This is a genomic window from Bradyrhizobium sp. LB8.2, from assembly GCF_040548035.1.
GTDB lineage: Bacteria > Pseudomonadota > Alphaproteobacteria > Rhizobiales > Xanthobacteraceae > Bradyrhizobium.
Genome location: NZ_JBEPQV010000009.1, coordinates 54,577 through 78,274 on the forward strand (window position 1 = coordinate 54,577; position 23,698 = coordinate 78,274).

A 23,698-nucleotide genomic window follows, 5' to 3' on the forward strand; every position below is an offset into this window, starting at 1 on the left:
GGGAAGCCAGGAAAGTCAGCGCGAATCCGGCCTTGAATTCGCCGGCAGCGGCGGAGGCGGCGTGCGCGGGGGCGGCGGATTACGCCAGGCACCGGCGTTGCGGCCGGCGATCAGCCAATAGACGATTCCGGCGACAATACCGGCACCGGTCATGATCTCCAGATGCCGCCGCACCACGCCCTCGAACTGCAACGTATCGGGGTGAAAGGGGATCAGGCCGAGATAGCAGGCGAGCCCGACGATGCCACCGCCGCCGGCGTAGGCAAGCGCGCTTCGGATGTAGAGCGCTTCGGTGATCGCGACGATCACCGCCGCCGGCACCAGCGCAAAGCCCGAGACGAAGATGAAGCCGAAGCCGAGCAGGATGTCGATCGCGCCCTGATCGACGGGGCCGGCGCCAAGATCGGCAAATTCCGGAAACAGCAGCGCGACGACGACGATCATCCCGCCGACGAAACAGGCGGCGAGAAAGCCGATGAAAATGACGATGAGGCGGCCGATCAGGGACATGACGCCAAAACCACCGTCATTGCGAGGAGCCCGCGACAAAATTGCGAAGCAATTTTGCGCTGGTGCGACGAAGCAATCCAGACTGCTTCCGCGGTGACATTCTGGATTGCTTCGCTTCGCTCGCAATGACGAGGAGGCGAGAGCGCGAGCATGATCAGGTCAATCCGTCATCGCCATGGCGCGCAGCGTCTGGCGTTCGCGCACCGAGAGCTTTTCAGTTTCCGACTTGAGCTGGCCGCAAGCGGCGAGAATATCGCGGCCGCGCGGAGTGCGCACCGGCGAGGAATAGCCGGCGTTGAAGATGTATTCGGAGAACTTTTCGATCTGGTCCCAATCCGAACATTCATAGGCCGTGCCGGGCCAGGGATTGAACGGGATCAGATTGATCTTGGCGTGAACGCCTTTGAGCAATTTCACCAGCAGCTTCGCATCGTCGAGCGAATCGTTGACGCCCTTGAGCATCACATATTCGAAGGTGATGCGGCGCGCGTTGGACGCGCCGGGATAATCGCGGCAGGCTTGCAGCAGCTCGGCGATCGGATATTTGCGATTGAGCGGCACGAGCTCGTTGCGCAGCTCGTCACGCACCGCATGCAGCGAGATCGCGAGCATCACGCCGATCTCGTCACCGGCACGCACGATGTTCGGCACCACGCCCGAGGTCGACAGCGTGATGCGGCGGCGGGAGATGCCGATGCCTTCATTGTCGCCGACGATGAGCAGTGCATCGCGCACCGCCTCGAAATTGTAGAGCGGCTCGCCCATGCCCATCATCACGATGTTGGTGACACGACGCGTGCCGTCCTCGCGATCGGCCCAGTCATTCAGACGATCCCGCGCGACCATCACCTGTCCCACGATCTCGCCGGCGGTGAGATTGCGCACCAGCCGCTGCGTGCCGGTGTGGCAGAAGGAGCAATTCAGCGTGCAGCCGACCTGGGAGGACACACACAGCGTGCCGCGATCGGTTTCGGGGATGTAGACGCACTCGACTTCATGCGCCCGCTCGACATTGTCGCCGCTCGGCAGCCGAAGCAGCCATTTGCGGGTGCCGTCGTTGGAGACCTGCTCCGCCACGACTTCGGGCCGGTCGACGGTAAAGCGCTCGGCGAGATCGGTCCGAATGCCCTTCGAGATCGACGTCATATCGTCGAAGCTCCGGGCGCCGCGGAAATAGAGCCAATGCCACAGCTGCTGCACGCGCATCTTGCGCTGCGCCGGCGCGACGCCGATCTCGCCAAGGCAATCGGCAAGCTCGGTGCGCGACAGACCGACGAGCGAGGGCCTCGCCGGCGGCACATAGGTTTCGAGCGGAGTCTTCTCCACCAGTGTTGCGTTGTGCGGCTCGGTCATCGGTTGCCTGAGATTGCTGCTGTCTCGTCATGGCCGGGCTTGTCCCGGGCATCCACGTTCTTTATCCGCCCGTAGCCAGCGCGTGGATGGCCGGGACAAGCCCGGCCATGACGGCTGTACCTTGGGAATAGCCCCTATATAGCAACCGGAACCGCCGATTGCGACCGTGATACCGCCCGCAGCCTTAACGCCTGCAATCCTGCGAAATCCGGTCAAGCGCCTGCGCGAGGCCCTTCAGCGAGAAGGTGTCGGTTGTCTCGGTTCCCTTGGCTGAGACGCCCTTGACCACGAGATCGGCGGATTTGCGCATGGCCTCGACCATCCGCTCTTCCTCGGCCGCGTTCTTGATCCAGAGACCGTCGCCCTGCGAGTACATGGCGAAAGCGCCGCCACCGACTTCGACCGAGGATTCGGAGCCCGGCTTCAGCGCGTAGCCGATCATGACCGAGACTTCGTTGTTGACCTTCTCCGCCGGGCGGGTGGAGACGAAGGCATAGGCTGGATCGCGCGGCCGATTCGGCGGGTTGGTCTTCGACGACGACGGCTTGGCCAGCGCGAAGCAGACCTTTTTGCCGTTGGGCGCGGCCGAATAGGCGCCCCAGGTGCCGAACTGGCCGATCAGGGTTGGCTCGGCGCCGCCCGCAACCGCCGCGGGAGGGGCCATCGGCTTGCTCTCGGGCTTTGCAGCCGTCTTTCCGGTCGTATGGGCCGCCGGCGCAGCCAATTTCGGCGCGGTCTCCTTCGGTGCAGTTTTGGGCGCCGGTTGCGCCGTCTGCGCCCGCGCGGAATCGGTGATTCCACCGGCTGCCACGCCAGTCATTAGAGCTAAAATCAGCACCCGCCACATGCTGGAGTGGTTCCCTCAATATTGTGACTGGAAGATGGCCCGGCCGCGCGTTGTCCCCGCGGCAGGGATAGCCGGAAAAGTCCAATTTGGGAAGGCAGTTAGCGAAGGTCGCGGTGACTAGGCCCTGGATCGCGCCGCACGCTGCTCCGTCCATTGCGCATCGGTCCAGCGCAACAAATCCTCGGCGCCGGAGCTGCGCAAATGCGCGCCACCGTCGATCACCACCATCTCGCCGTTGATGTAGCCGGCACGATCGGAGACCAGAAAGCTGGCGAGGTCGGCAAGCTCGCTGTGCTCGCCGGCGCGCCCCATCGGGTTGCGCGCGGCCCACCCTTCGTCGCGGCCCTCGGGACGAAGCTGCCCTGAGGCACCAGCGGTCGGGAACGGTCCCGGCGCGATCGCGACGGTGCGGATGCCCTTCGGGCCCCACTCGACCGCAAGACTCTTGGTCATCGCCAGCACCGCCGACTTCGCCATCGCCGACGGCACGGTGAAGGCGCGGCCGGTGATGGCCGATGTCGAGAGAATCGAGAGCACGACGCCGCCATGCTTGCCATCGATCCAGCGCTTGCCCGCGGCAAGCGTGCAATACATCGCGCCATGCAGCGTCGGCGCGAGGACCGCATCCGCTGCACGGAACGACAGATGCTCACTCTGCGCGATGAAGGTCGCAGCGGCATTGTTGACGAGAATATCGAGCGGCGCCTCGCGCCAGATGGCATCCATCATGTTCTCGACGGCGGCGCCGTCGCGGATATCGCAGGCCACGGTGGTGATCTTGCCGCCGGTCTCTTCGCGCATCTCGCTCGCCGTCGCTTCCAGCCGATCGAGCTTGCGACCGCAGATCACGAGCTCCGCACCGAGCGCAAGGAAGCGGCGCCCCATCGCCGCGCCGAGACCCGAGCCACCACCGGTGACGAGGATGCGCTTGTCCCTAAGCAGGCTCGTTTCAAACATCCTTTGAATCCTTCTTGTTATTTCGTCGTTGCGAGCGAAGGCAAGCCATCCGGAAACCGTACCGCGGAAATAGCCTGGATTGCTCACAATGACTGGAGGATAGGCCGGCGCGCAGATTCTACAAAGAAACCGGATTGTCGCCCGTGCCTAAATCCGGCAGAAACGGGCAAACTGTAATTCCACTCGAAACGCCCAAGGTGCCGCCATGAAAGCCATCCTCTGCTCGCAATATTGCCAGCCCGACGATCTCGTTCTGGCCGACGTGCCGGATCCGGTGGCAGGTCCCGGCGAAGCCGTGATCGCGATCAAGGCGGCGGCGCTGAACTTCTTCGACATCCTGATGATCCAGGGCAAGTACCAGATCAAGCCGCCGTTCCCGTTCTCGCCGGCCGCCGAAGTCGCGGGCGTGATCGAGAGCGTCGGTCCCGGCGTGACCGACGTGAAGGTCGGCGACCGCGTCGTCGCCTCCTGCGGCCACAACGGCGCGCGCGAAAAGATCGCGCTGCCGGCGGCATCGATCGTGAAGATTCCCGACAATCTCGACTATGACCGCGCGGCTGGCATCATCATCATCTACGGCACCGCGCTGCATGCGCTGGAAGATCGTGCGAGCCCGAAGCCGGGCGAGACGCTCGCAGTGCTGGGCGCCGCCGGGGGCACCGGCCTTGCCGCCTGCGAGCTCGGCAAGCTGATGGGCCTGAAGGTGATCGCCTGCGCCTCGTCGGACGAGAAGCTCGAATTCGCGAAAGCGCATGGCGCCGAGCTGACGCTGAACTACGGCAAGGAAGATTTGAAGGAAGGCTTGCGAAAACTCACCGGCGGCAAGGGCGTCGACATCATCTTCGATCCGGTTGGTGGCACCTATGCCGAGCAGGCGTTGCGCTCGATCGCCTGGGAAGGCCGCTTCCTGGTGATCGGCTTCGCAGCCGGCGACATTCCGAAGATGCCACTGAACCTCGCACTGCTGAAGGGCTGCGACATCCGCGGTGTGTTCTGGGGCGCATGGACGCGCCTCAACCCGGAAAAGAACCGCGCCAATCTCGAGAAGCTCGTGAAGTGGACGGCGGAAGGAAAAATCTCCTCGCATGTCGACCGCGTCTTCCCGCTGGCACAGACTGCCGACGCGCTGAAGGTGCTCGCGGGACGCCAGGCCATGGGCAAGGTGATCTTGCATCCGTGAGGTCAGGGCGACGCAGTCGCCCCCATGCGCAACCGTCATCGCGCGAAAGCCGGCGCTGCTGAAGCTGCGCCGGTTTTTTCGTGCGCGCTCCATGGTGAAAATGCCGTCAACCATCACCGCCAAAATTGCGGTGCATTCCCCCGCCTCGCCGTAATCAAACCCAAATGTTTCCCAATTCGCGCAAACCGCCGTCGTTTTTTGGGCTGAATCGGACGGCGATTTACCGGTTCCAGTTTGCGGGGCGCTTCTGGACAACAACAAGAAGACTGGAGCCGGGAAGGCCCCTGCGTTGCGTAATAATGGGGAGCATCACACCATGGAGACGACGGCATACCGTCCGTCCAAGGAGTCGGGGGCGTTCGACTCCGATCAATCTGCGTCACATCCGCCTGCCAGGTCCTACATCCGTGCGCGCGCCGCACGGGCCGATATTTCAGACGATCCAATGCCGCTGTTCCTGTCCGATCCGCTCGGGGCACCGGACCCATTGGAGTACGCGCCACCGGGTTTGCGTCCCAGAACGAGGATGGTCTCGCGCGTTCTGGCCGCCATTCTGGTGGCGTCCACCCTCGCGATCCCGGTCACGTTGTTTCAGTCCGACCTTCGCCGGCTGCTGGCCGGCGATGCCGGAGGCTCGACCGACGCAGCCCCGCAGCAAATTGCGACACCGGTCGGTCCGCCGGCCGCCCGGCAGACCCCGCTGAAGGATCCCGCCCGCGTAACCAACCCGATGCTGGCGAGCGCCGACCCGCAGGCCCTCCCTGCACCGTCGACGCCAAGCCGCGAAGCGATCGCGACCGCCTATCAGATCGCGCTGCAAACCCAAGGTCCCGTGCCGGCACCGGCGCCGCTCGTGGCGCAGCTTCCACCACCCGAGCCCGTCAGGGCACTCGATGCCGAGACGCTGGCAGGGCTGATGACGCGCGCAAGGAGCCTGATCGGCATCGGCGACATCACATCGGCGCGTTTGCTGCTCGAACGCGCGGCCAATGCTGGGGATGCAACGGCCGCGCTTCTGCTCGCACAGAGCTATGACCCCGCGGTGCTTGGCGCCAGCGACGCGCGGAGCGTCATTGCCGACGCATCGGTCGCACGTGACTGGTACCAGCGAGCTGCATCGCTCGGATCTGCGGAGGCACGCCAGCGCCTCGCCCGGTTTCAGAACTAGAACTCTTCAGGGGACATCATGCGTAACACTTTGCGAATGGCGCTTGCCGCCATCATGACGATCTGTGCCTTCACCGCCCGCGCCGAGCAGACCGAATACGATCCGGCGAAAGTATCGGACAGTTTGAAAGCCATCTTCCAGTTCGGCTCGAGCTCGACCAAGCAGGCGCTGAACGCCAACACCGTCACGCTGATAACAGGCACGATCGGCGGCACCTATGTGCAGTTCGGCGCCGATCTCGCCTCCGTGCTCGACGACGGCAACAAGATTCGCGTGCTGCCGATCGTCGGCCGTGGCTCGGTACAGAGCGTCGCCGACATCCTGTTCCTGCAAGGCGTCGATCTCGGCGTCGTGCGGGCCGACACGCTCGACTATCTCGAGCGCAAGGGTTTTGCCAAGGACATCAAGCGGCAGTTCACCTATGTGACAAAACTCTACAACGAGGAGATGCAGGTGATCGCACCGAAATCGGTTGCGACGCTCAAAGACCTCGAAGGCAAGACTGTCGGCGTCGATCTGCCGAACGGCGGCACCTTCGTCACCGCGCTCACCGTGTTCGAACGGCTCGGGATCAAGGCAAAATTCGTCTATGTCGAGCAGCGCATCGCGATGGAAAAGCTGAAGGCCGGCGAGATCGACGCCGTCATCGTGGTCGGCGGCAAGCCGTACAAATCGGTCTCGACGTTCGGCAATGACGGCCGCTTCCATCTTGCGAAGGTCGACTATGCTAAGCCGCTCCAGAACGACTATCTGCCGGCGACGCTGACTGCAAAGGACTATCCGAACCTGATCAAGGAGGGCGAAAGCGTCGACACGATCGCGGTGCCGGCGGTGCTCGCGGCCTATAATTGGGCGCCCAACACCGAGCGCTACCGCAAGCTCGCGCTGTTCGTGGACGCATTCTTCACGAAATTCCCTGCGCTCCAGAACCCGCCTTTCCATCCCAAATGGAGGGAGGTTTCGCTCGCGGCACCGCTGTCCGGCTGGAGCCGATTGCCGGTGGCGCAGCAATGGCTCGACAAACACGGCGTCGAGCCAGTGACGCAGAAGCGCTTCGAGGCCTTTTTGAAGCAGAGCTCCACGGCTGCGAAAGTCTCCGACGCGGACAGGGAGACGCTATTCAAGCAATTCCAGGCGTGGGACGCGGAGAAGGCGCGGGCGCAAGCTGGGCCGGAGAAGAAGTAGCGAGCGCTCGTATCCACACACTCAGTCGTCATCGCCCGGCTTGATGACCGGGCGATCCAGTACCCGGACGCGGCAATGATTGAACCGCACGGTCGCGGCGTACTGGATTCCCCGCCTTCGCGGGGAATGACAGCGTGCTTGTGGCGAACGCTACGACAAGGCTCCTAGATCGCCTCCACCTCATCCACCCCGCGCTTCAGTGCGGCGCGGGCGGCTTCGCGATGCTCGCTCGTGATGTGGCTGGCGACCATGCGGATCGCGGTGGCGAGCACGGCGGCGTCATCGGTGAAGCCGAGGATCGGCATCACGTCGGGAACGAAGTCGAACGGCAGGATGAAATAGGCGATCGCCCCGAGCAGCGACGCCTGGATATGGCGCGGCGTCTGCCGGTCGAAGGCGCAGTAATAGGCGGCGAGCAGATCCTCTGCGAATGGCAGTTGCGCGGCGACACGCTTCAGCTTGCGCCAGAAGCGGCGGCGCACGCTCTCGCGATCTTCCGCGAGCCGGTCGGCCGGCTCGAAACCAACGCTGTGTTCGGCAGCCATGGTCGACAAACTCCACTTCAGCCAAGGGTGGCGTCAGAGCGGCAGATCGCCGCATCGCGTACTGATCACAAGATGGGGACGCGGCAGCGCCTCGCAAGACGTCAGCCTGGTGTCAGCTTGGCGATGGCGTTCATCGCCTTGGCGAGCTCGATGTCGAGCGCGGTGACGCCGCCGGCATCATGGGTCGCCAGCACCACCTCCACCGTCTTGTAGACGTTGCGCCATTCGGGGTGGTGGTCCATCTTTTCGGCGACCAGCGCGACGCGTGCCATAAAGCCGAACGCCTCGTTGAAATCCTTGAAGACAAAGGTCTTCCCGATCGCGTCGCGTCCTTGAACCACGGTCCAGCCAGGGAGTCCGCCCAGCGCCTGTCTGCGCGCCTCCGCCTCGAGCCGTTCTGCCATCGTCGCCTCCGTCCTTCAGGGGAACTTTACCCTAACACCGTGCTGGCGCCCCGGGTTCATACGGGATTTGTGCCGTCCGCTAACCATGACGGAGATGTAACCCCGCCGGACAGGAAATTTGCTACACTTGCGGGTGTAAATCGCCGGCCAAGATGAAACTGAACCTCAAGCGACCGTTCGGGAGATCGATGACCGGGGGATTGGACCTGGCCGAAGCGCCCACCCCGCCTTCGCCGCGATCAGCGGCGCGGAAGACGGCGCTCGTGTCTCTGGCACTCGTGCTTGCGATCGTGGGCGCGCTTGCCGGCGGCTATTATTTCGCGATGCGGCCGGTGACGCTGAAGATCGCGGTCGGTCCCGCCAACAGCGATGACCTCAAGGTCGTGCAGGCGCTGACGCAGGCCTTCACTCAGAACAAGAGTCAGGTGCGGCTTCGGCCGATCCAGACCGACGGCGCCACAGCCAGCGCCGAGGCGCTCGCGGAAAGCAGGGTTGATCTCGCCATCGTGCGCGGCGACGTCGACGTGCCGAAGAACGCGCAAGCGGTCGCGACCCTGCGCAAGAACGTCGTGGTGCTGTGGACCGTGCCCGGCAAGGGCAAGAAGAAGGGCGCGAAGATCACCAAGATCGCGCAGCTCGCCGGCCATCGGGTCGGGGTGATCGGCCGCACCCAGGCTAACGTCAATCTGCTCAAGGTGATCCTCCAGCAATACGGCGTCGATCCTGCCAAGGTCGAGGTCATACAGTTCCCCGCCAACGAAGCCGCCGAGGCGATCAAGGCCCAGAAGGCCGATGCCTATCTCGCGGCCGGCCCTGTCAACAGCAAGATTACGTCGGACGCGATCGCCGCCACTGCCAGGGAAGGCGGCACGCCGGTCTTCCTCGCGATCGATTCCGCGGATGCGATCGCGCAGAACCATCCGGTTTATGAAGCCTCGGAGATTCCGGCCGGCACCTATGGCGGCTCACCCGTTCGCCCCGACGACGAGGTCAAGACGATCAGCTTTTCGCACCACATCGTGGCGCGCAAAGGCGTATCCGAAACCAACATCGCCGCGTTCACGCGCCAGCTTTTTGCCGTGCGCCAGCAACTGGTGACTGAATTCCCGCTGGCGGCGAAGATCGAAACGCCCGACACCGACAAGGATGCGGTGATCCCGGTGCATCCCGGCGCGGCCGCCTTCGTCGACGGCGAGGAAAAGACCTTCCTCGACAAATACAGCGATTACATCTGGTGGACCCTGATGGCGCTCTCGGCCATGGGCTCGATCGGCGCCTGGTTTGCGGGCTATTTGAAGAAGGACGAGCGCGACAACAACAACCATCAGCGTGAACGCCTGCTCGACATGATCGCGGCGGCACGCAAGAGCGAGACGACCGAAGACCTTGACCAGATGCAGACCGAGGCCGACGACATCCTGCGCAATACGCTGCGCTGCTTCGATCACGGCGCGGTCGAAGAAGCCGCGCTCACCGCCTTCAACATCGCGCTCGACCAGTTCCACGCGGCCGTCGCCGATCGTAAGGCTGTGCTGTTTAGCCTGCCGCAGAACCTGCAACGTGCGGGCGCGCAGTTCAGGGCCGCCGGCAGCGCGTAATCGCTGCGTCACATTGTCTCGATATAGCGTCGGACTTCACCGTAGCGGCCGCCTTGGGCGGTCCGCGTCACGCGATATCGAGACCGTCCCATGAACATCAAATTTTCACGTCGCCGTTTCCTGACGACCAGTGCCGGCGCGCTTGGCGCGGTTGCAATGCCGCATCTTTCCCGCGCGGCCGACCGGCCGGCGGTGACCCATGGCGTGCAGTCTGGCGACGTCACCGTCGACGGTGGCGTGGTCTGGGCGCGCGCCGACCGTCCCTCGCAGATGCTGGTCGAAGTGGCGACGACGGAGTCGTTCAGGGATGCCCGCGCGCTGCCGCCGATCGCGGCGCTGCCCGAGAGCGACTTCACCGCAAAGATGCTGATCGAAAACCTGCCGGGCGGGCAGGACATCTTTTATCGCGTCCGCTTCCGCGACCTTTCGCACACCGCGGTGGAGGGTGAGCCGGTGACCGGCCGCTTTCGCACCGCGCCCGCCGACCGCCGCGACGTCAGCTTCGTCTGGGGCGGCGACGTCGCAGGACAAGGCTGGGGCATCAATCCCGACGATGGCGGCATGTTCACCTTCTCGGCGATGCGCAAGCACCGTCCGGATTTCTTTCTGCACTCCGGCGATACCATCTATGCCGACGGTCCTATCCAGTCCGAGGTAAAGCTCGCCGACGGCAAGATCTGGAAGAACGTTACGATCCCCGAGAAGGCCAAGGTCGCCGAGACGCTGGACGAGTACCGCGCCGCGCACAAATACAATTTCACCGACGACAACGTTCGCGCCTTCAACGCCGAAGTGCCGATCTTCGTGCAGTGGGACGACCATGAGGTGACCAACAATTGGTCGCTGTCGAAGGAGCTGCCGGCGACCTACAAGGAGCGCGACGTCACGCTGCTCGCGGCGCGCGCAGGCCGCGCCTTCCACGAGATGTATCCGATGCGCGAGAGCATCGTCGAGCCCGGCCGGGTCTATCGCCAGATCTCCTACGGCCCGCATCTCGAATTGTTTGTGCTCGACGAACGCAGCTATCGCGGCCCGAACGGCCCCAATCTCGAGACCGCTTACGGCCCGGCCAGCTACTTCCTCGGCCCGGACCAGATGGCCTGGCTCAAGCGCGGCCTCCTAAATTCGCGCGCGACCTGGAAGGTGATCGCCTCTGACATGCCGCTCAGCCTCGTCGTGTCAGACACGCCGAAGGGCGGCTCCGAGGCGTTTGCGCAGGGTGACGGCCCGGTGCGCGGCCGCGAATTCGAGATCGCCGACATCCTGCGCTTCATCAAGATGGCGCCGATCAAGAACACCGTGTGGCTGACCGCGGACGTGCACTACGCCGCCGCGCATTATTACGATCCGAACAAGGCGCAATTCCAGGAGTTCGAGCCGTTCTGGGAATTCGTCTCGGGGCCGCTGCATGCGGGCACGTTCGGTCCGAACGAACTCGATAACACCTTCGGGCCGGAGGTGCGCTTCGTCAAGGCGCCGGGCAAGGACGACCAGAACCTGCCGCCGTCCGCCGGCATGCAATTCTTCGGTCACGTCAAGATCGACGGCGGGTCCGGCCAGATGACGGTGACCTTGCGCGACCGCGCCGACGTCGCGCTGTGGTCGACCACGCTTGATCCCAAGCCGGCTTGACCGGCTTCAAGCGCCACGCGACCGTAGCGCGATCTCCAGCGCCTCGCTCGAGCATGGCTTTTGCAAACGCGGCCGCTTGACGAAATCGGGAGCGATCCGTGCTTCGGCGTCGTAACCGGTGACGAAGACGAAGGGAATTTGCAGGGCCGCCAGCCGCTCGGCGACCGCAAAGCTCTTCTCGCGGCTCAGCTCGACGTCGAGCAGCGCAAAATCGGGAGCCCGCGCCGCGATCGCGGCCAGCGCCTGCGCCACCGATCCCACCGTGCGCACGCTCTTCACGCCAAATCCGAGCAGGCGATCCTCGAAGTCGATTGCGATGATCGGATCGTCCTCGACGATCAGGACATCGGCAGGACAGTCTGAACCATCGGAAAGAGCGGGTGCCATCGCCACAACTTGGAGCATGAGGTTTCTCTGATCAGGACAGCCGCGTCACGACGCCTGCGCCCAGCGCGCCGGAGGGTTCCCGGAACGAAACCCACCACATCGCAGTTGTTAGGTCTGTCCACTTGTGCACACAGGACCTGGCCGGAACTCGCTAATGTGGAGGCGGATGGGAGTTTAAGATGGACGCGCGCACCAGCAACGCTGCCGAGATCGACAGCCGGCCGACCAACAATCTGCTGCGGCGCTTGAGCCAGGCCGATTTCGCCCTGCTTGCACCACACGTCATGGTCGAAACCGCCGCGGCGAATGAACTGCTCTACAACCCCGGCGACGATGTCCAAGTGGTCCATTTTCCATGCGGGCCGGCGCTTGCGACCTTTGTGGTTCCCAATGAGGACGGCCGCGATGTCGAGACCATTCTGGTCGGCCGCGAAGGCGCGGTCGGCGGCATCGTCAGCGAGGGCTATCTGCCGGCCTATACCCGGATCTGCGTGAAATTCGGCGGGCCGTTTGCGCGAATTCATGTCAGCAAGCTGGAGGCCGCCAAGCAGCGCTCGCCGTCGTTGCGCCATGTCTTCGCTCGCTACGCCGATTGCATGCTGGCGCAGATCTTCCAGTCCACCGCCTGCAACGCCATTCACTCGATCGAGCAGCGCACCGCCAAATGGATGCTGGCGGCGATGGAGCGGACCGGCGACGCGAGCAGCGTGCCGCTGACGCACGAACAACTCGCGACGCTGCTCGGCGTCGGCCGCAGCTACGCCAGCCGCGTGCTCCAGTCGTTCAAGGCGGAAGGCGTGCTCGACACACGGCGCGGATCGATCCTGGTCCGCAACCGCGAGGGTCTCCGCCTGCGCGCCTGCATGTGCAACGAGGCCGTGAAGATGCACTTCGAGGAGGTGCTGCGCGGGGTCTATCCGACCGAGGAGGGCGAACCTCAACTCGGCATGAGGTCCAAACGCTGATACGCGCGCCGAAGCCTGGCTCAATAAGACCGCGAACCCATGCCAGAACTGTTGAGCGGAAAGAACTGAAATACGATCAGATAATACCCGCGAGCAGTTTGCTAAAAGTCGGATCCAACCTCTTCCATTTTGGCCAGCATGCCTGGCCAACCGCCGCCCATAGCGCGATAGCCGCCTTCGTCTTCCGGCCGGAAGCCAGATTGCTCCATCCGAACGGCTGTGCCGCCGCCGACTGCTGTCAATGTCCAGGTCACGATGGTTTTGAGGCCGCCTTTGGCCTGTTCGCCGGAGGCGTTCCAACTGTAGACCAGCCGCTCGTTCGGAACGATTTCCAGAACTTCGCAGTCCGTGACACCATTCCATCCGTACATGGGCTGAGCGCGAAAATTAAAATGGTGGCCGACGCGAAGCTCGAAGTCGTTCTTCATCAACCATCGGTCAATGAGAGCTGGCCGCGTCAGTACACGCCACACCTTGTCGGGTTGGTAAGGCAGCGTGCGCTCAACAATCAATGAGCGCAGGGCGACAGCTTCGGTCACTGATCCATCTCCCTCAGTAAATTTTCCATTTGATTGAAGCGCTCGCGCCAGAAACCTTCGTAGTGCCCAAGCCAATCCATAAGAGGCGCGAGACCATCGGGCTGGGCGCGATAGAACACCTGCCGACCATGACGCTCGTCCGTGACCAATCCGGCCGAGCGCAAGGCTTTGAGATGTTCCGATACCGAAGGCTGCGAGACGTGGGCGCCAGCGGTGAGGGCGCTCACGGTCAGGTCTCCCTCTCGCGAAAGCCGCTCGAACAGGCCCCGTCTGGTAGGATCGGACAAAACTCGAAAGAGCTCAGTCGGCTGTGTTTGGCTCATCATTATCCATAGGGCGCTACCTATGGATTTGTCAAACATACATCGGCGTATGCCTATGGATCGTGGTTCACGATGATCCTGGCCGCGCCGCGGCGGCGGGCATCCCGGAACCCTGAACATTACCCGCCATCCGGTTGGGCCCGAGTCGAGGTTCGCAATATCGGAGAAGCTGCGGGCTGGTCAAAGTCGCCTTTCAGCAAGCAGCCGGTAACGTCCGGGCACGGCTGGCGATCAGCGAGTTCTGGCCCAGCCTGCCCCATAACCCCCGGGGATTCCCGGACAAAATTCAATCAACCAACAGCCAAAGAACACATTGTTTTTTGGCTGTTTTTGCATATATTGCGCCGCAACGCACAGGGTACCCGGTCGAAGAGACTAGGTTTCCTTTTTGGGCGGAAAGCGCCCCGTTTCCAGACTTTCAGCGTTGTTTCGAGAACAGGTCCCGGTCTGACCGGCGAGATCGCGCTTAACCCATTGTCCGACCGCAAAGAAGCTCACTCATGAACCTTCGCAACATCGCTATCATCGCCCACGTCGACCACGGCAAGACAACGCTCGTCGACCGTCTCCTCCAGCAATCCGGCACCTACCGCGAGAACCAGAAGGTGACCGAGCGCGCCATGGACTCCAACGATCTGGAGCGCGAGCGCGGCATCACCATTCTGGCGAAGGCGGCCTCGGTGCAGTGGAAGGACACGCGCATCAACATCGTCGACACCCCCGGCCACGCCGATTTCGGCGGTGAGGTCGAGCGCATCCTCAACATGGTGGACGGCGCGCTGGTGCTGGTGGACGCCGCCGAAGGCCCGCTGCCGCAGACCAAGTTCGTGGTCTCCAAGGCGCTCAAGGTCGGTCTGAAGCCGATCGTCGTCATCAACAAGGTTGACCGTCCCGACGCGCGGGCGACCGAAGTCATCAACGAAGTGTTCGACCTGTTCGCGGCGCTCGACGCCAGCGAGGAACAGCTCGACTTCCCAATCCTCTACGGGTCGGCCAAGCAAGGCTGGATGGCCGAGAGTCCGGATGGGTCGCACGAAGCCGGCATGCAGCCGCTGTTCGACCTGATCGTGCGCCATGTCGCGCCGCCGACCGTCGAGGAAGGCCCGTTCCGCATGATCGGCACCATTCTCGAAGCCAACCCCTATCTCGGCCGCATCATCACCGGCCGCATCACCTCGGGCTCGATCAAGCCGAACCAGGCCGTGAAGGTGCTGGGCGCCGACGGCAAGATGATCGAGCAGGGCCGCATCACCAAGATCCTCGCCTTCCGCGGCATCGAGCGCACCCCGCTCGAAGAAGCCGACGCAGGCGACATCGTCGCGATCGCCGGCCTGACCAAGGGCACTGTCGCTGACACCTTCTGCGATCCGTCGGTCGAGACCCCGCTCGTGGCGCAGCCGATCGACCCGCCGACCGTGTCGATGTCCTTCATCGTCAACAACTCGCCGCTCGCCGGCACCGAAGGCGACAAGGTGACCAGCCGCATGATCCGCGACCGCCTGCTGCGCGAGTCCGAAGGCAACGTCGCGCTGCGGGTCGTCGAAGCCTCCGACAAGGACGCGATGGAAGTCTCGGGCCGCGGCGAATTGCAGCTCGCCATCCTGATCGAGACCATGCGCCGCGAAGGCTTCGAGCTTTCGGTGTCGCGTCCGCGCGTCGTGCTGCAGAAGGACGAGGCCACCGGCGCCACCCTGGAGCCGATTGAGGAAGTCGTCATCGACGTCGACGAGGAGCATTCCGGCGTCGTCGTGCAGAAGATGAGCGAGCGCAAGTCCGAGCTGGTCGAGATGAAGCCGTCCGGCGGCAACCGCCTCCGGCTGGTGTTCTACGCGCCGACCCGCGGCCTGATCGGCTATCAGGGCGAACTGCTCACCGACACGCGCGGCACCGCGATCATGAACCGTCTGTTCCACGGCTACGCGCCCTACAAGGGCGAGATCCAGGGCCGCCGCAACGGCGTCCTGATCTCCAACGACCAGGGCGAAGCGGTGGCTTACGCCATGTTCAAGCTGGAAGATCGTGGTCCGATGATGATCGAGCCAGGCTGGAAGGTCTACAAGGGCATGATCGTCGGCGAGCATACCCGCGAGAACGACCTCGAGATCAACATTCTCAAGGGCAAGCAGCTCACCAACATCCGAACCACCTCGAAGGACGAAGCGGTGCGCCTGACGCCGCCGATCCGGATGACCCTGGAAAAGGCGCTGGCCTATATCGAGGACGACGAGCTGGTCGAGATCACGCCGAAGTCGATCCGTCTGCGCAAGCGGCACCTCGACGCCAACGAACGCAAGCGCGCGGAAAAGTCCAAGGAAGCGGTGGCGTAAGAGCCACTCAGACACACGACGAATGCGTCATGGCCGGGCTTGTCCCGGCCATTGACGTCTTCGATACTGGTGTCAATGACGTGGGTGCCCGGGACGAGCCCGGGCATGACGATGAAATTGACCGCTATGTCCCTTCCCTCCTCAGTCGACGTCGCGATCATCGGCGCGGGCGCCGCCGGCCTCGGCGCGGCGCATGCGCTGGCAGGCTCAGGCCTTTCCGTGATCGTGCTGGAGGCGCGTAACAGGCTCGGCGGCCGCGCCTGGACCGTACAGGCCTCGCCCGAAGTCACCTTCGACGTCGGCTGCGGCTGGCTGCACTCGGCCGACAAGAACTCCTTCGTTCCGATCGCTCGGCAGCTCAATTTCGAACTCAATAACGACCTGCCGCCCTGGAGCGATCGCGCCTTTGGCGACGCGTTTCCGGAAATTCTGCGCCAGGATTTCGTGCGCGCGATCGATCAGTTCTACGATCGCGCCTCCGAGGCTGCGGAAGCAGGCGAGGATGCTCCTGCCTCCCGCTATCTCGAACCCGGCAACCGCTGGAATCCCATGATCGACGCGGTCTCGACCTATGTGAACGGGTGCGAGCTCGATCAGGTCTCGCTCCTGGACATGGAAGCCTACGAGGACACCTACTTCAATTGGCGCGTGCGGGCCGGATATGGGACCCTGATCGCGGCCTATGGCGCGCCTTGCCCGATGGCGCTGAACTGCAACGTCACGCTGATCGATCATTCCGGCCAGCGCATCCGCATCGAAACTTCACAGGGCGCGCTGGCCACGGACAAGGTGATCGTCACCGTGCCGACCAACCTGATCGCCGACGAAGCAATCCGGTTCTCACCTGCCTTGCGCGCCAAGGTCGATGCCGCAGCCGGCCTGCCGCTCGGCGTCGACGACAAGGTGACGCTTGCGCTCGAGGACGCCGAAGCCTTTCCGAAAGAAGGTAATTTGCGCGGCGCCACCATGCGTACCGCCATGGGCACCTACCACATCCGCCCGTTCGGCCAGCCCTGCATCGAAGGCTTTTTCGGCGGCAGCTTTGCCCGCGAGTTGGAAGCCGCCGGCGAAGGCGCGATCGCCGCGCAAAGCATCGACGAAATCGCAGGCTTTCTCGGCAACGACATCAGGCAAAAGCTGAAGCCGCTCTACGAGTCCCGCTGGGCCCACGATCCCTTCGCGAGAGGCTCATATTCGCACGCGCTGCCGGGCCACTCCGGCGACCGCGCCGTGCTGGCCGCGCCGGTAGATGGGCGGTTGTTCTTTGCGGGAGAAGCGACGTCGCCGAACTTCTTCACGACGGCGCATGGAGCGAGGGACTCAGGGGAGCGCGCGGCGCAGGAAGTGCTGGCGGCTTCAAACAAGCCGTAACAGCAAACTCCGTCATTCGATCACCCGTGCCCGTAAATCCGCGTCCGGCACAAAGCACGCGTCATACTTGCCGAAGATGCGATAGCGGTTGCGTGCGATGAGGCTGTACACAGCGTTTCGCAACGGTTTGGGCACGGCGAACAACGCGCGCGTCCAATTCCATCCCGGCAAGTTCGACAGCACCGTCAGCGCGGCGTCCGACTTCATGAAGACGTCGCCGCCATGGATAACAGCATTTGTATCCGGATCATCCGGATCGATGCCGAACGTGCGCGCGAGCCGGGCGCCATAGTCCGACTGGATCGGCGTGAAGCGAAACCGCTTCGCCGTGTCCCGCTGCGCGACGAACCGCACCCAGCGCGAACAGAAGATGCAGACGCCGTCGAACAGGATCACGTCGTCATCAGGCCATTTTGGCATCAGCGCTTATCCAGCGTCAGGAGCGCGACCAGGAAATACAGCGTCATGGCTTTTTGCCAGCCACCGGCTTCAGTGCGCGATCGAGTTCGGCACTCGCGGCTTTGACGCCGGCCTCGGTTTCGATCGTCCAGTGCCCCTCGCCGCTGGCGGCCGGCAGGGTGCGGAAATCGACCTTGCCGCCGCTGCCGCGAAATGCGTCGACCAACATTTTCGAGAATGCCGGTGCAAAATAGCTGTCATTGGTGGCAACGAGCCACGTGACGGGGATGCGCGCGGCCTTGCCGAATTCAGCCGCTGCCGCGAGAAGCGTCTGCGGCGCGCAGATCCGGTTCGGCTCGTCATTGGCATGGCCGCCGCGTCCCGGCGCAAAGGCGATGATGGCGGAGATCGCTTTCGGATCGGCATTCGCGAACGCCAACGCGCCCCAACCGCCGGCGGAATGGCCGATCACGATCGCGGCGTCCTCGCGGATAAAATCCTGCTTTCGCAAATCCTCCAGCGCGAGTGAGATTGCGTCGGCCGTTGCGCGGCCCGAGCGCGCATAGTCCGCCTCGTCACAGCCGCCCTGGTCCTCGGCATAGCGGCCGCCGGTCGCGCCATGGCCGAGCCGTTCCGGCACCAGCACGGCGAAGCCGCGCGCGATGAGGAATGCGGTGAGCGCGCGATATTCCGGCTGTGGCATTTGCGCGCGCCGCAAGCCATTTTGCGTCGAGGCATGCGCGATCACCGCAAGCCGGAACGGGCCGGCACCTGGCGGGCGAAACAGCAGAGCATGCGCGGCGATGTCGGTACCCGGCGATGGCACGCGCCATTGCTGCCGGCGAAATGGATCACCCTCCGCTCCGGACGAGCCAAACGTGACCTGGGCGCACAGAGGCGGCGCAGTCAGCAGGGCCAGGAGAGGCAGAAGCACGAGGGTGTTGAGGAGCCGCATGAATTGCCGGAGGCGAGAACAGCGACCGTCACACTAATAGGAACGAATCAATATCGGCAGACTTTCTGCGTTGCCATTGCCGTTCATTCGTTGCCGCAAAGCAGTTTTGCACCGACGCACGGCACTCCGGTGCCATTCGAATCGGCGCCTTGTCTTTTTTCGGTACAACATGGTGAAAATACTGATGCAGAAAGTCCACAGGTTAACCCATAATTAACGATAGGTCTTGCCGTTGGCGCGGCGACTTGGTTTGATTGCGTCCATGAGCACAACCCTGATCGAGGTCCGGCCGGCCAAAGCCGCAGATGCAACCGCGGTGGCGTCCACCCATGACGAAGCCTGGCGCTCCGCCTATCAGGGCATCATTCCCGGCGCCGAGCTGGAAAAGCTGATCAACCGCCGCGGTCCGCAATGGTGGGACAGCGCGATCCGCAAGGGCAGCCGCGTCAGCGTGCTGGTGTTCGGCGACAAGATCGCGGGCTATGCCAATTACGGTCGCAACCGCGCCCGCAGCCTGCATTTCGACGGCGAGGTCTATGAGCTCTATCTGCGTCCCGAATTCCAAGGCCTGGGCTTCGGCCGCCGCCTGTTCACCGCGGCCCGCCGCGACCTGATGCAGAGCGGCCTGAAGAGCATGGTGGTGTGGGCACTCTCGGACAACGATCCGGCCACCGAGTTCTACCGTGCCTTGGGCGGCCGCATGGTGGCGCGCTCGTCGGAGCGTTTCGGGCCGAAGTCGCTCGACAAGGTTGCCTTCGCTTGGACCAATTGAGCTGCTGAAGTCCAGCCGGCAGCGCTTCCCTTCCGTCGATACCGCTGCCTTTTGAGCCGGTGATCGCTGGATTCATTATTTCACAAAAACGCGATGGATCAGCGGGGCAAGCCCGCGTATGACAGCGCCAAAATCGCTGCCGGGTGCGATTTAACCTCGGCAACAACGGAGCCTTGAATGCGTATCGATGCGGTCTCGATCGGGAAAAACGTACCACAGGACGTCAACGTCATCATCGAAGTCCCTGTGGGCGGTGAGCCGATCAAATACGAGATGGACAAGGAAGCCGGCACGCTGGTGGTCGACCGCTTCCTCTACACGCCGATGCGTTACCCCGGTAACTACGGCTTCATCCCGCACACGCTGTCCGATGACGGCGACCCCTGCGACGTCCTGATCATCAACACCCGCGCCATCATCCCCGGCGCCGTCATGAGCGTGCGCCCGGTCGGCGTGCTGTTCATGGAAGACGAAGCCGGCGGCGACGAGAAGATTTTGGCGGTGCCGTCCTCGAAGCTGACGCAGCGCTACGACAAGGTGAAGTCGTATTCCGACCTGCCGGACATTACGCTCCAGCAGATCCAGCACTTCTTCGAGCACTACAAGGATCTCGAACCCGGCAAGTGGGTGAAGATCCTGCGCTGGGGCGGCCCCGAGGATGCGCACAAGCTGATCCTCGAAGGCATTGATCGCGAGAAGAAGAAGGCCTGAGCTGTCCTGTCCCAGCGCAGCACCGCATCGTTGCACGCGGCGCTGCGGCGGGACGCGAGAATTTGAGTTACACCGCCGGCTTCGGCAGACCCGCGATCGCGCAGGCGGCGCGCAGCGTATTCACCAGCAGGCACGCGACCGTCATCTGACCGACGCCGCCCGGCACCGGCGTAACGGCGCCAGCCACTGCGAGCGCTTCCTGGTAGGCAACATCGCCGACGAGACGCGTCTTGCCGTCGTCCTTCGGGATCCGGTTGATGCCGACGTCGATTACGGTCGCGCCCGGCTTCAGCCAGTCGCCGCGCACCATCTCGGCCTTTCCGACCGCGGCGTAGACGAGGTCGGCGCGCTTCACGAGCCCGGGCAGGTCGCGCGAGCGCGAATGTGCGATGGTCACCGTGGCGTTCTCGTTCAGCAACAGCTGCACCAGTGGGCGGCCGACGAGGTTGGAGCGGCCGATCACGATGGCGTTCATGCCTTCGAGCGAAGCATGCACGCTCTTGGTCAAAATAATGCAGCCGAGTGGCGTGCAGGGCGACAGCGCCTCGAAACCGCCGGCGAGGCGGCCGGCATTGTTCGGATGCAGCCCATCGACATCCTTGGCGGGATCGATGGCATTGACGACGGTCTCGGTGTTGAGGCCCTTGGGCAGCGGCAGTTGCACCAGAATGCCGTGCACGGCGGGATCGCGGTTGAGTTTTGCGACCAGCGCCAGGAGATCTGCTTGCGAGACGTCGGCCGCCAGCTTGTGCTCGAACGACGCCATGCCGGCAGCCTGGGTCTGGGTGTGTTTCGAGCGGACATAGACCTCGCTCGCCGGATCGCTTCCGACCAGGACCACAGCAAGGCCCGGCACCAGATTGTGCTCGCGCTTGACGCGGGCGACCTCGTCCGCGACGCGCGCACGCAGTTCTGCGGCGATGACTTTTCCGTCGATGATCTTGGCGGTCATGCCTCTTTCCTCAGTCTGTCGATTTGGCTGATGCGAGCTGGCGCAGAGCTTCGCCGAGCCGCGCCGGATCGCCGTCGACCGCGATCTGCTTCAGCCGGGAGGTCGCTCCCGACAGGAGCTTTACGCTGGCCTTGGGCACGGCAAGCGATTTCGCCAGCAGCACCAGAACGGCCTTGTTAGCCTCGCCGCCATCTGCGATGGCGCGCACCCGCACCTTGAGCACGCTGCGGCCATCGGCCAGCTGCTCGATGCCGTCGATCTCGTCGCGGCCACCGCGCGGCGTCACCCGCAGCGCGATGCTGATTCCTGCGGCTCCGTAACGCCAAGGTTCCATCAATATCCGATGACGAGAGGCATAACGTTGTAAACGATCAACTTCTCGATCAGATAGATCAGCAAGATCAGGATAATGGGCGAAATATCGAGGCCGCCCAGATTTGGCATGATCGACCGGATCGGCGCCAGCAGAGGCTCGGTGATTCGGTACAGAAATTCGGCAATTGCTGCGACCAATTGATTGCGCGTATTCACGACGTTGAACGCGATGAGCCACGACAAGATGGCTGAGGCGATCAAGAGCCAGACGTACAGGTCCAAGATCAGCAGAATGATTTCGAGAATAGCACGCATCTGATGGGGAGCTCGCAGGGGAGGAAGACTGCTAGATATCGGTTCCCCCCGAACCAAACAAGGGAAGTCGGTGCCGGGATGGCTAAAACCGGGTTGCACCCGTCCTTGACTTGACCTTGCCGGGGACTTAAATGGCGCCCGGTTGTCGGCCGCATTGACCAGAGCGGCCAGCAAAGGGGCCATAGCTCAGCTGGGAGAGCGCGTCGTTCGCAATGACGAGGTCGGCGGTTCGATCCCGCCTGGCTCCACCAGCCTTCGCAGGCTGCGCCTGCTTCGGCTCGGCAAGCCGCTTCGTGGCGAAGGCTGCCGCACCATAGCTCGAAGGGGCGACGGCGGCCTCCATCCGAAATTCTCCCCTACTTCCCCGTAAACCTTGGCGGCCGCTTCTCCATAAAGCTCGCCACACCCTCCCTGAAATCGCTGCCGTTCAGCGCCACCATCATTTCCCGATTGGCCTCGATCGTCGCTTCCGCCAGCGTCTGGAACGGCACCTCGTAGAGCTGCCGCTTGATCACGGCCATCGCGCTCGGCGAGACGAAATCGGCGAGAGCAACATATCCATCGCGTTGGCATGACCGACGATGCGCGGCAGCATCCAGCTGATGCCATGCTCGGCAATCAGACCGCGCCGCGCGAAGGCGGTGGTGAACACGGTGTTGTCGGCGGCAAAGCGCAGGTCGCAATAGAGCGCGTGGACGAGGCCGATGCCGGCGGTCGCCCCGTTGAGCATGGCGATCACGGGCTTCCCGATCGACGGATAGAAGCCATAGCGCGTCTGCCAGTCGGGCCGCCGGTTCATGTCGAAGGGCGGCAGGTTCGACGCTCGCCTGACGTCATTGGGGTCAAGCCCCTTCAGTGCATCCATGTCGGCACCAGCGCAGAAGGCCCGTCCCGCGCCGGTGAGCACAATGACGCGGACATTTTCATCCGCGCTCGATGCTTCCATCGCATGGCGCACGTCGCGTTCCATGATGGGCGTCCACGCATTCATGCGGTCGGGCCGATTGAGCGTGATGGTCGCGACCTTGTCGCTGACCTCATAGAGAATGTGTTCATAGGCCATGGCGCTCTCCCTTTGTTTGCCGGCGCAGTTTCACACGCGCTCGTTGGCGGCAAGCCTAGCATATAAAGGGATGAGACAAGGGCTTGCGCCAAGGACCTGAGAAGGCGCGATCACTCGGCGGCTTGCGCCAGCATCGGCCGGCGCGTCAGCCAGCCGTCGATGAAGTGATCGAGCCAGGCGCGTTCGGCGGCATCGTAGACGGCACGGTCCGCGAAATGGTGATGCCGCTGCCGCGCGCCGGGCGCGCTGAGGCCGTCATAGCCGCGCGTGGTCCAGCAATGCATCATCGCGTAGGTCACGTCAGGGTGAAACTGCACGCCGAACGCGTTGCCGACGCCAAACGCCTGCACCGGAAAATCATCGCCTTCCGCAAGCAATTCAGCGCCGACCGGCAACTCGAAGCCTTCGCGATGCCAATGATAGACCCGCGCCGGCCAATTCGGGCAGAGCCGGTGTCCCGCTTCTGTCGGGCGGATCGGGTAATAGCCGATCTGGGTCAGGGCATCCGCATGCGGCGCGACGCGGGCCCCTAACTGCTTCGCGAGCATTTGCGCGCCGAGGCAGATGCCAAGGAATGGCCGCTGTTCGCGGAGCGGAATTTCGATCCAGTCGATCTCGCGGCGAATGTAGTCGTCGGGATCATTGGCGCTCATCGGGCCGCCGAAGACCACGGCGCCGGCGTGCTGGTCGAGTGTCTCGGGCAGGGGATCGCCGAAGCGGGGACGACGGATGTCGAGGCGATGGCCGAGCGCGCGCAGCGCATTGCCGACGCGGCCCGGCGTCGAGGACTCTTGATGCAGGATCATCAGAACCGGCAACCGGGTTTCGGAGGCGGCGACGTGTGGCGTCCTTCTGGGGAAGGGCACCACTTCTGCGTCACCAAACCTGTTCGTCCGGAACGACATGGTCTCTGCGAGTGCTATCG

At 63.6% G+C, this 23,698-nt stretch carries 25 protein-coding genes, 1 tRNA gene and 1 pseudogene; 11 read left to right on the forward strand and 16 right to left on the reverse strand.

Annotated features, from left to right (window positions below; all coding sequences use genetic code 11):
* Positions 1-15 precede the first annotated feature (15 nt).
* From ABIB06_RS13620 to ABIB06_RS13635, 4 genes are all read right to left on the reverse strand, one after another.
* Entirely contained in the window at positions 16-510 is a 495-nt protein-coding gene (locus ABIB06_RS13620; RefSeq protein WP_247352392.1) for a hypothetical protein, read from the reverse strand.
* A gap of 159 nt (positions 511-669) precedes the next feature.
* Positions 670-1,863 carry a dual-specificity RNA methyltransferase RlmN gene (gene rlmN, locus ABIB06_RS13625; protein ID WP_247352395.1) on the reverse strand — a complete coding sequence of 398 codons (1,194 nt, stop codon included), beginning with the start codon at positions 1,861-1,863 and terminating at the stop codon, positions 670-672.
* Positions 1,864-2,047: 184 nt separating this feature from the next.
* A complete protein-coding gene (locus ABIB06_RS13630) occupies positions 2,048-2,710 on the reverse strand; it encodes an invasion associated locus B family protein (RefSeq protein ID WP_247352397.1) in 663 nt (220 codons plus the stop codon).
* 117 nt (positions 2,711-2,827) lie between these two features.
* Positions 2,828-3,667 carry an SDR family oxidoreductase gene (locus ABIB06_RS13635; protein ID WP_354048412.1) on the reverse strand — a complete coding sequence of 280 codons (840 nt, stop codon included), beginning with the start codon at positions 3,665-3,667 and terminating at the stop codon, positions 2,828-2,830.
* A 205-nt stretch (positions 3,668-3,872) separates the two neighbouring features.
* Here ABIB06_RS13635 and ABIB06_RS13640 point away from each other — a divergent pair, with 205 nt between their 5' ends.
* The 3 genes from ABIB06_RS13640 (at position 3,873) to ABIB06_RS13650 (ending at position 7,200) form a co-directional block, all read left to right on the forward strand.
* Positions 3,873-4,847 carry an NADPH:quinone oxidoreductase family protein gene (locus ABIB06_RS13640; RefSeq protein ID WP_247352400.1) on the forward strand — a complete coding sequence of 325 codons (975 nt, stop codon included), beginning with the start codon at positions 3,873-3,875 and terminating at the stop codon, positions 4,845-4,847.
* Between the two features lie 316 nt (positions 4,848-5,163).
* Positions 5,164-6,015: a hypothetical protein gene (locus tag ABIB06_RS13645; RefSeq protein ID WP_247444139.1), complete on the forward strand. Its 852-nt coding sequence runs from the start codon at positions 5,164-5,166 to the stop codon at positions 6,013-6,015.
* 18 nt (positions 6,016-6,033) lie between these two features.
* A complete protein-coding gene (locus ABIB06_RS13650; RefSeq protein ID WP_247352404.1) occupies positions 6,034-7,200 on the forward strand; it encodes a TAXI family TRAP transporter solute-binding subunit in 1,167 nt (388 codons plus the stop codon).
* Positions 7,201-7,364: 164 nt separating this feature from the next.
* Here the strand turns inward: ABIB06_RS13650 and ABIB06_RS13655 are convergent, their stop codons facing one another.
* Both ABIB06_RS13655 and ABIB06_RS13660 read right to left on the reverse strand, forming a co-directional pair.
* The gene (locus ABIB06_RS13655; protein ID WP_247352406.1) at positions 7,365-7,745 is read right to left on the reverse strand and encodes a YkvA family protein; all 381 of its coding nucleotides are present in this window, start codon (positions 7,743-7,745) and stop codon (positions 7,365-7,367) included.
* A 101-nt stretch (positions 7,746-7,846) separates the two neighbouring features.
* Complete coding sequence (locus ABIB06_RS13660; RefSeq protein ID WP_247352408.1) at positions 7,847-8,149, reverse strand: 4a-hydroxytetrahydrobiopterin dehydratase; 303 nt, start codon at positions 8,147-8,149, stop codon at positions 7,847-7,849.
* Positions 8,150-8,301: 152 nt separating this feature from the next.
* Here ABIB06_RS13660 and ABIB06_RS13665 point away from each other — a divergent pair, with 152 nt between their 5' ends.
* Both ABIB06_RS13665 and ABIB06_RS13670 read left to right on the forward strand, forming a co-directional pair.
* Positions 8,302-9,747: a TAXI family TRAP transporter solute-binding subunit gene (locus ABIB06_RS13665; RefSeq protein ID WP_354048415.1), complete on the forward strand. Its 1,446-nt coding sequence runs from the start codon at positions 8,302-8,304 to the stop codon at positions 9,745-9,747.
* 90 nt (positions 9,748-9,837) lie between these two features.
* A complete protein-coding gene (locus ABIB06_RS13670; protein WP_247444143.1) occupies positions 9,838-11,379 on the forward strand; it encodes an alkaline phosphatase D family protein in 1,542 nt (513 codons plus the stop codon).
* Between the two features lie 6 nt (positions 11,380-11,385).
* Here ABIB06_RS13670 and ABIB06_RS13675 read toward each other — a convergent pair whose 3' ends face one another.
* Entirely contained in the window at positions 11,386-11,784 is a 399-nt protein-coding gene (locus tag ABIB06_RS13675; RefSeq protein ID WP_247444144.1) for a response regulator, read from the reverse strand.
* A gap of 161 nt (positions 11,785-11,945) precedes the next feature.
* Here ABIB06_RS13675 and ABIB06_RS13680 point away from each other — a divergent pair, with 161 nt between their 5' ends.
* Positions 11,946-12,731 carry a Crp/Fnr family transcriptional regulator gene (locus tag ABIB06_RS13680; RefSeq protein WP_354048418.1) on the forward strand — a complete coding sequence of 262 codons (786 nt, stop codon included), beginning with the start codon at positions 11,946-11,948 and terminating at the stop codon, positions 12,729-12,731.
* Positions 12,732-12,832: 101 nt separating this feature from the next.
* Here ABIB06_RS13680 and ABIB06_RS13685 read toward each other — a convergent pair whose 3' ends face one another.
* Together ABIB06_RS13685 and ABIB06_RS13690 are read right to left on the reverse strand one after the other, a co-directional pair.
* The gene (locus tag ABIB06_RS13685; RefSeq protein ID WP_354048420.1) at positions 12,833-13,270 is read right to left on the reverse strand and encodes an SRPBCC family protein; all 438 of its coding nucleotides are present in this window, start codon (positions 13,268-13,270) and stop codon (positions 12,833-12,835) included.
* Positions 13,267-13,593, reverse strand: a complete 327-nt coding sequence (locus ABIB06_RS13690) for an ArsR/SmtB family transcription factor (RefSeq protein ID WP_354048531.1) — start codon at positions 13,591-13,593, stop codon at positions 13,267-13,269. Before ABIB06_RS13690 ends, ABIB06_RS13685 begins: the two co-directional genes overlap by 4 nt.
* 500 nt (positions 13,594-14,093) lie before the next feature.
* On the opposite strand from ABIB06_RS13690, the gene typA reads away from it, so the two are divergent.
* The gene (gene typA / locus ABIB06_RS13695) at positions 14,094-15,920 is read left to right on the forward strand and encodes a translational GTPase TypA (protein WP_247444147.1); all 1,827 of its coding nucleotides are present in this window, start codon (positions 14,094-14,096) and stop codon (positions 15,918-15,920) included.
* Between the two features lie 126 nt (positions 15,921-16,046).
* Complete coding sequence (locus tag ABIB06_RS13700) at positions 16,047-17,291, forward strand: flavin monoamine oxidase family protein (RefSeq protein WP_354048533.1); 1,245 nt, start codon at positions 16,047-16,049, stop codon at positions 17,289-17,291.
* A gap of 12 nt (positions 17,292-17,303) precedes the next feature.
* On the opposite strand, the gene ABIB06_RS13705 is transcribed toward ABIB06_RS13700, so the two are convergent.
* Positions 17,304-17,711 (reverse strand): thiol-disulfide oxidoreductase DCC family protein, encoded by a 408-nt coding sequence (locus ABIB06_RS13705; protein WP_247444148.1) that lies wholly within the window; start codon positions 17,709-17,711, stop codon positions 17,304-17,306.
* Between the two features lie 43 nt (positions 17,712-17,754).
* Positions 17,755-18,645, reverse strand: coding sequence for an alpha/beta hydrolase family protein (locus ABIB06_RS13710; protein ID WP_354048422.1), 891 nt, complete (start codon positions 18,643-18,645; stop codon positions 17,755-17,757).
* A gap of 262 nt (positions 18,646-18,907) precedes the next feature.
* Here ABIB06_RS13710 and ABIB06_RS13715 point away from each other — a divergent pair, with 262 nt between their 5' ends.
* The gene (locus tag ABIB06_RS13715) at positions 18,908-19,417 is read left to right on the forward strand and encodes a GNAT family N-acetyltransferase (protein WP_007598725.1); all 510 of its coding nucleotides are present in this window, start codon (positions 18,908-18,910) and stop codon (positions 19,415-19,417) included.
* Between the two features lie 177 nt (positions 19,418-19,594).
* Positions 19,595-20,128, forward strand: coding sequence for an inorganic diphosphatase (gene ppa / locus ABIB06_RS13720; protein WP_247352428.1), 534 nt, complete (start codon positions 19,595-19,597; stop codon positions 20,126-20,128).
* Between the two features lie 67 nt (positions 20,129-20,195).
* Here the strand turns inward: ppa and ABIB06_RS13725 are convergent, their stop codons facing one another.
* The 3 genes from ABIB06_RS13725 to ABIB06_RS13735 are packed head-to-tail and all read right to left on the reverse strand — an operon-like array spanning position 20,196 to position 21,710.
* Complete coding sequence (locus tag ABIB06_RS13725; RefSeq protein ID WP_247444151.1) at positions 20,196-21,080, reverse strand: bifunctional methylenetetrahydrofolate dehydrogenase/methenyltetrahydrofolate cyclohydrolase; 885 nt, start codon at positions 21,078-21,080, stop codon at positions 20,196-20,198.
* A gap of 10 nt (positions 21,081-21,090) precedes the next feature.
* On the reverse strand, positions 21,091-21,414 hold the full coding sequence (locus ABIB06_RS13730) for a DUF167 domain-containing protein (protein WP_247352432.1): 324 nt from the start codon (positions 21,412-21,414) through the stop codon (positions 21,091-21,093).
* Entirely contained in the window at positions 21,414-21,710 is a 297-nt protein-coding gene (locus tag ABIB06_RS13735; RefSeq protein WP_247352886.1) for a YggT family protein, read from the reverse strand. The genes ABIB06_RS13730 and ABIB06_RS13735 overlap by 1 nt, the downstream gene beginning before the upstream one ends.
* Positions 21,711-21,885: 175 nt before the next feature.
* Here ABIB06_RS13735 and ABIB06_RS13740 point away from each other — a divergent pair.
* Positions 21,886-21,961, forward strand: a tRNA-Ala gene (locus ABIB06_RS13740).
* 105 nt (positions 21,962-22,066) lie between these two features.
* Here the strand turns inward: ABIB06_RS13740 and ABIB06_RS13745 are convergent.
* Positions 22,067-22,773 (reverse strand): annotated as a pseudogene (locus ABIB06_RS13745) (enoyl-CoA hydratase-related protein).
* Between the two features lie 110 nt (positions 22,774-22,883).
* Positions 22,884-23,678, reverse strand: a complete 795-nt coding sequence (locus tag ABIB06_RS13750) for a glutamine amidotransferase (protein ID WP_247352435.1) — start codon at positions 23,676-23,678, stop codon at positions 22,884-22,886.
* Positions 23,679-23,698: the final 20 nt, after the last annotated feature.

Excerpts from the sequence above, each read along its gene's own strand:
- ABIB06_RS13620 (WP_247352392.1), bottom strand. The coding sequence starts at position 510 with ATGTCCCTGATCGGCCGCCTCATCGTCATTTTCATCGGCTTTCTCGCC.
- rlmN (WP_247352395.1), bottom strand. The coding sequence starts at position 1,863 with ATGACCGAGCCGCACAACGCAACACTGGTGGAGAAGACTCCGCTCGAA.
- ABIB06_RS13630 (WP_247352397.1), bottom strand. The coding sequence starts at position 2,710 with ATGTGGCGGGTGCTGATTTTAGCTCTAATGACTGGCGTGGCAGCCGGT.
- ABIB06_RS13635 (WP_354048412.1), bottom strand. The coding sequence starts at position 3,667 with ATGTTTGAAACGAGCCTGCTTAGGGACAAGCGCATCCTCGTCACCGGT.
- ABIB06_RS13640 (WP_247352400.1), top strand. The coding sequence starts at position 3,873 with ATGAAAGCCATCCTCTGCTCGCAATATTGCCAGCCCGACGATCTCGTT.
- ABIB06_RS13645 (WP_247444139.1), top strand. The coding sequence starts at position 5,164 with ATGGAGACGACGGCATACCGTCCGTCCAAGGAGTCGGGGGCGTTCGAC.
- ABIB06_RS13650 (WP_247352404.1), top strand. The coding sequence starts at position 6,034 with ATGCGTAACACTTTGCGAATGGCGCTTGCCGCCATCATGACGATCTGT.
- ABIB06_RS13655 (WP_247352406.1), bottom strand. The coding sequence starts at position 7,745 with ATGGCTGCCGAACACAGCGTTGGTTTCGAGCCGGCCGACCGGCTCGCG.
- ABIB06_RS13660 (WP_247352408.1), bottom strand. The coding sequence starts at position 8,149 with ATGGCAGAACGGCTCGAGGCGGAGGCGCGCAGACAGGCGCTGGGCGGA.
- ABIB06_RS13665 (WP_354048415.1), top strand. The coding sequence starts at position 8,302 with ATGAAACTGAACCTCAAGCGACCGTTCGGGAGATCGATGACCGGGGGA.
- ABIB06_RS13670 (WP_247444143.1), top strand. The coding sequence starts at position 9,838 with ATGAACATCAAATTTTCACGTCGCCGTTTCCTGACGACCAGTGCCGGC.
- ABIB06_RS13675 (WP_247444144.1), bottom strand. The coding sequence starts at position 11,784 with ATGCTCCAAGTTGTGGCGATGGCACCCGCTCTTTCCGATGGTTCAGAC.
- ABIB06_RS13680 (WP_354048418.1), top strand. The coding sequence starts at position 11,946 with ATGGACGCGCGCACCAGCAACGCTGCCGAGATCGACAGCCGGCCGACC.
- ABIB06_RS13690 (WP_354048531.1), bottom strand. The coding sequence starts at position 13,593 with ATGAGCCAAACACAGCCGACTGAGCTCTTTCGAGTTTTGTCCGATCCT.
- typA (WP_247444147.1), top strand. The coding sequence starts at position 14,094 with ATGAACCTTCGCAACATCGCTATCATCGCCCACGTCGACCACGGCAAG.
- ABIB06_RS13700 (WP_354048533.1), top strand. The coding sequence starts at position 16,047 with ATGTCCCTTCCCTCCTCAGTCGACGTCGCGATCATCGGCGCGGGCGCC.
- ABIB06_RS13705 (WP_247444148.1), bottom strand. The coding sequence starts at position 17,711 with ATGCCAAAATGGCCTGATGACGACGTGATCCTGTTCGACGGCGTCTGC.
- ABIB06_RS13710 (WP_354048422.1), bottom strand. The coding sequence starts at position 18,645 with ATGCGGCTCCTCAACACCCTCGTGCTTCTGCCTCTCCTGGCCCTGCTG.
- ABIB06_RS13715 (WP_007598725.1), top strand. The coding sequence starts at position 18,908 with ATGAGCACAACCCTGATCGAGGTCCGGCCGGCCAAAGCCGCAGATGCA.
- ppa (WP_247352428.1), top strand. The coding sequence starts at position 19,595 with ATGCGTATCGATGCGGTCTCGATCGGGAAAAACGTACCACAGGACGTC.
- ABIB06_RS13725 (WP_247444151.1), bottom strand. The coding sequence starts at position 21,080 with ATGACCGCCAAGATCATCGACGGAAAAGTCATCGCCGCAGAACTGCGT.
- ABIB06_RS13730 (WP_247352432.1), bottom strand. The coding sequence starts at position 21,414 with ATGGAACCTTGGCGTTACGGAGCCGCAGGAATCAGCATCGCGCTGCGG.
- ABIB06_RS13735 (WP_247352886.1), bottom strand. The coding sequence starts at position 21,710 with ATGCGTGCTATTCTCGAAATCATTCTGCTGATCTTGGACCTGTACGTC.
- ABIB06_RS13750 (WP_247352435.1), bottom strand. The coding sequence starts at position 23,678 with ATGTCGTTCCGGACGAACAGGTTTGGTGACGCAGAAGTGGTGCCCTTC.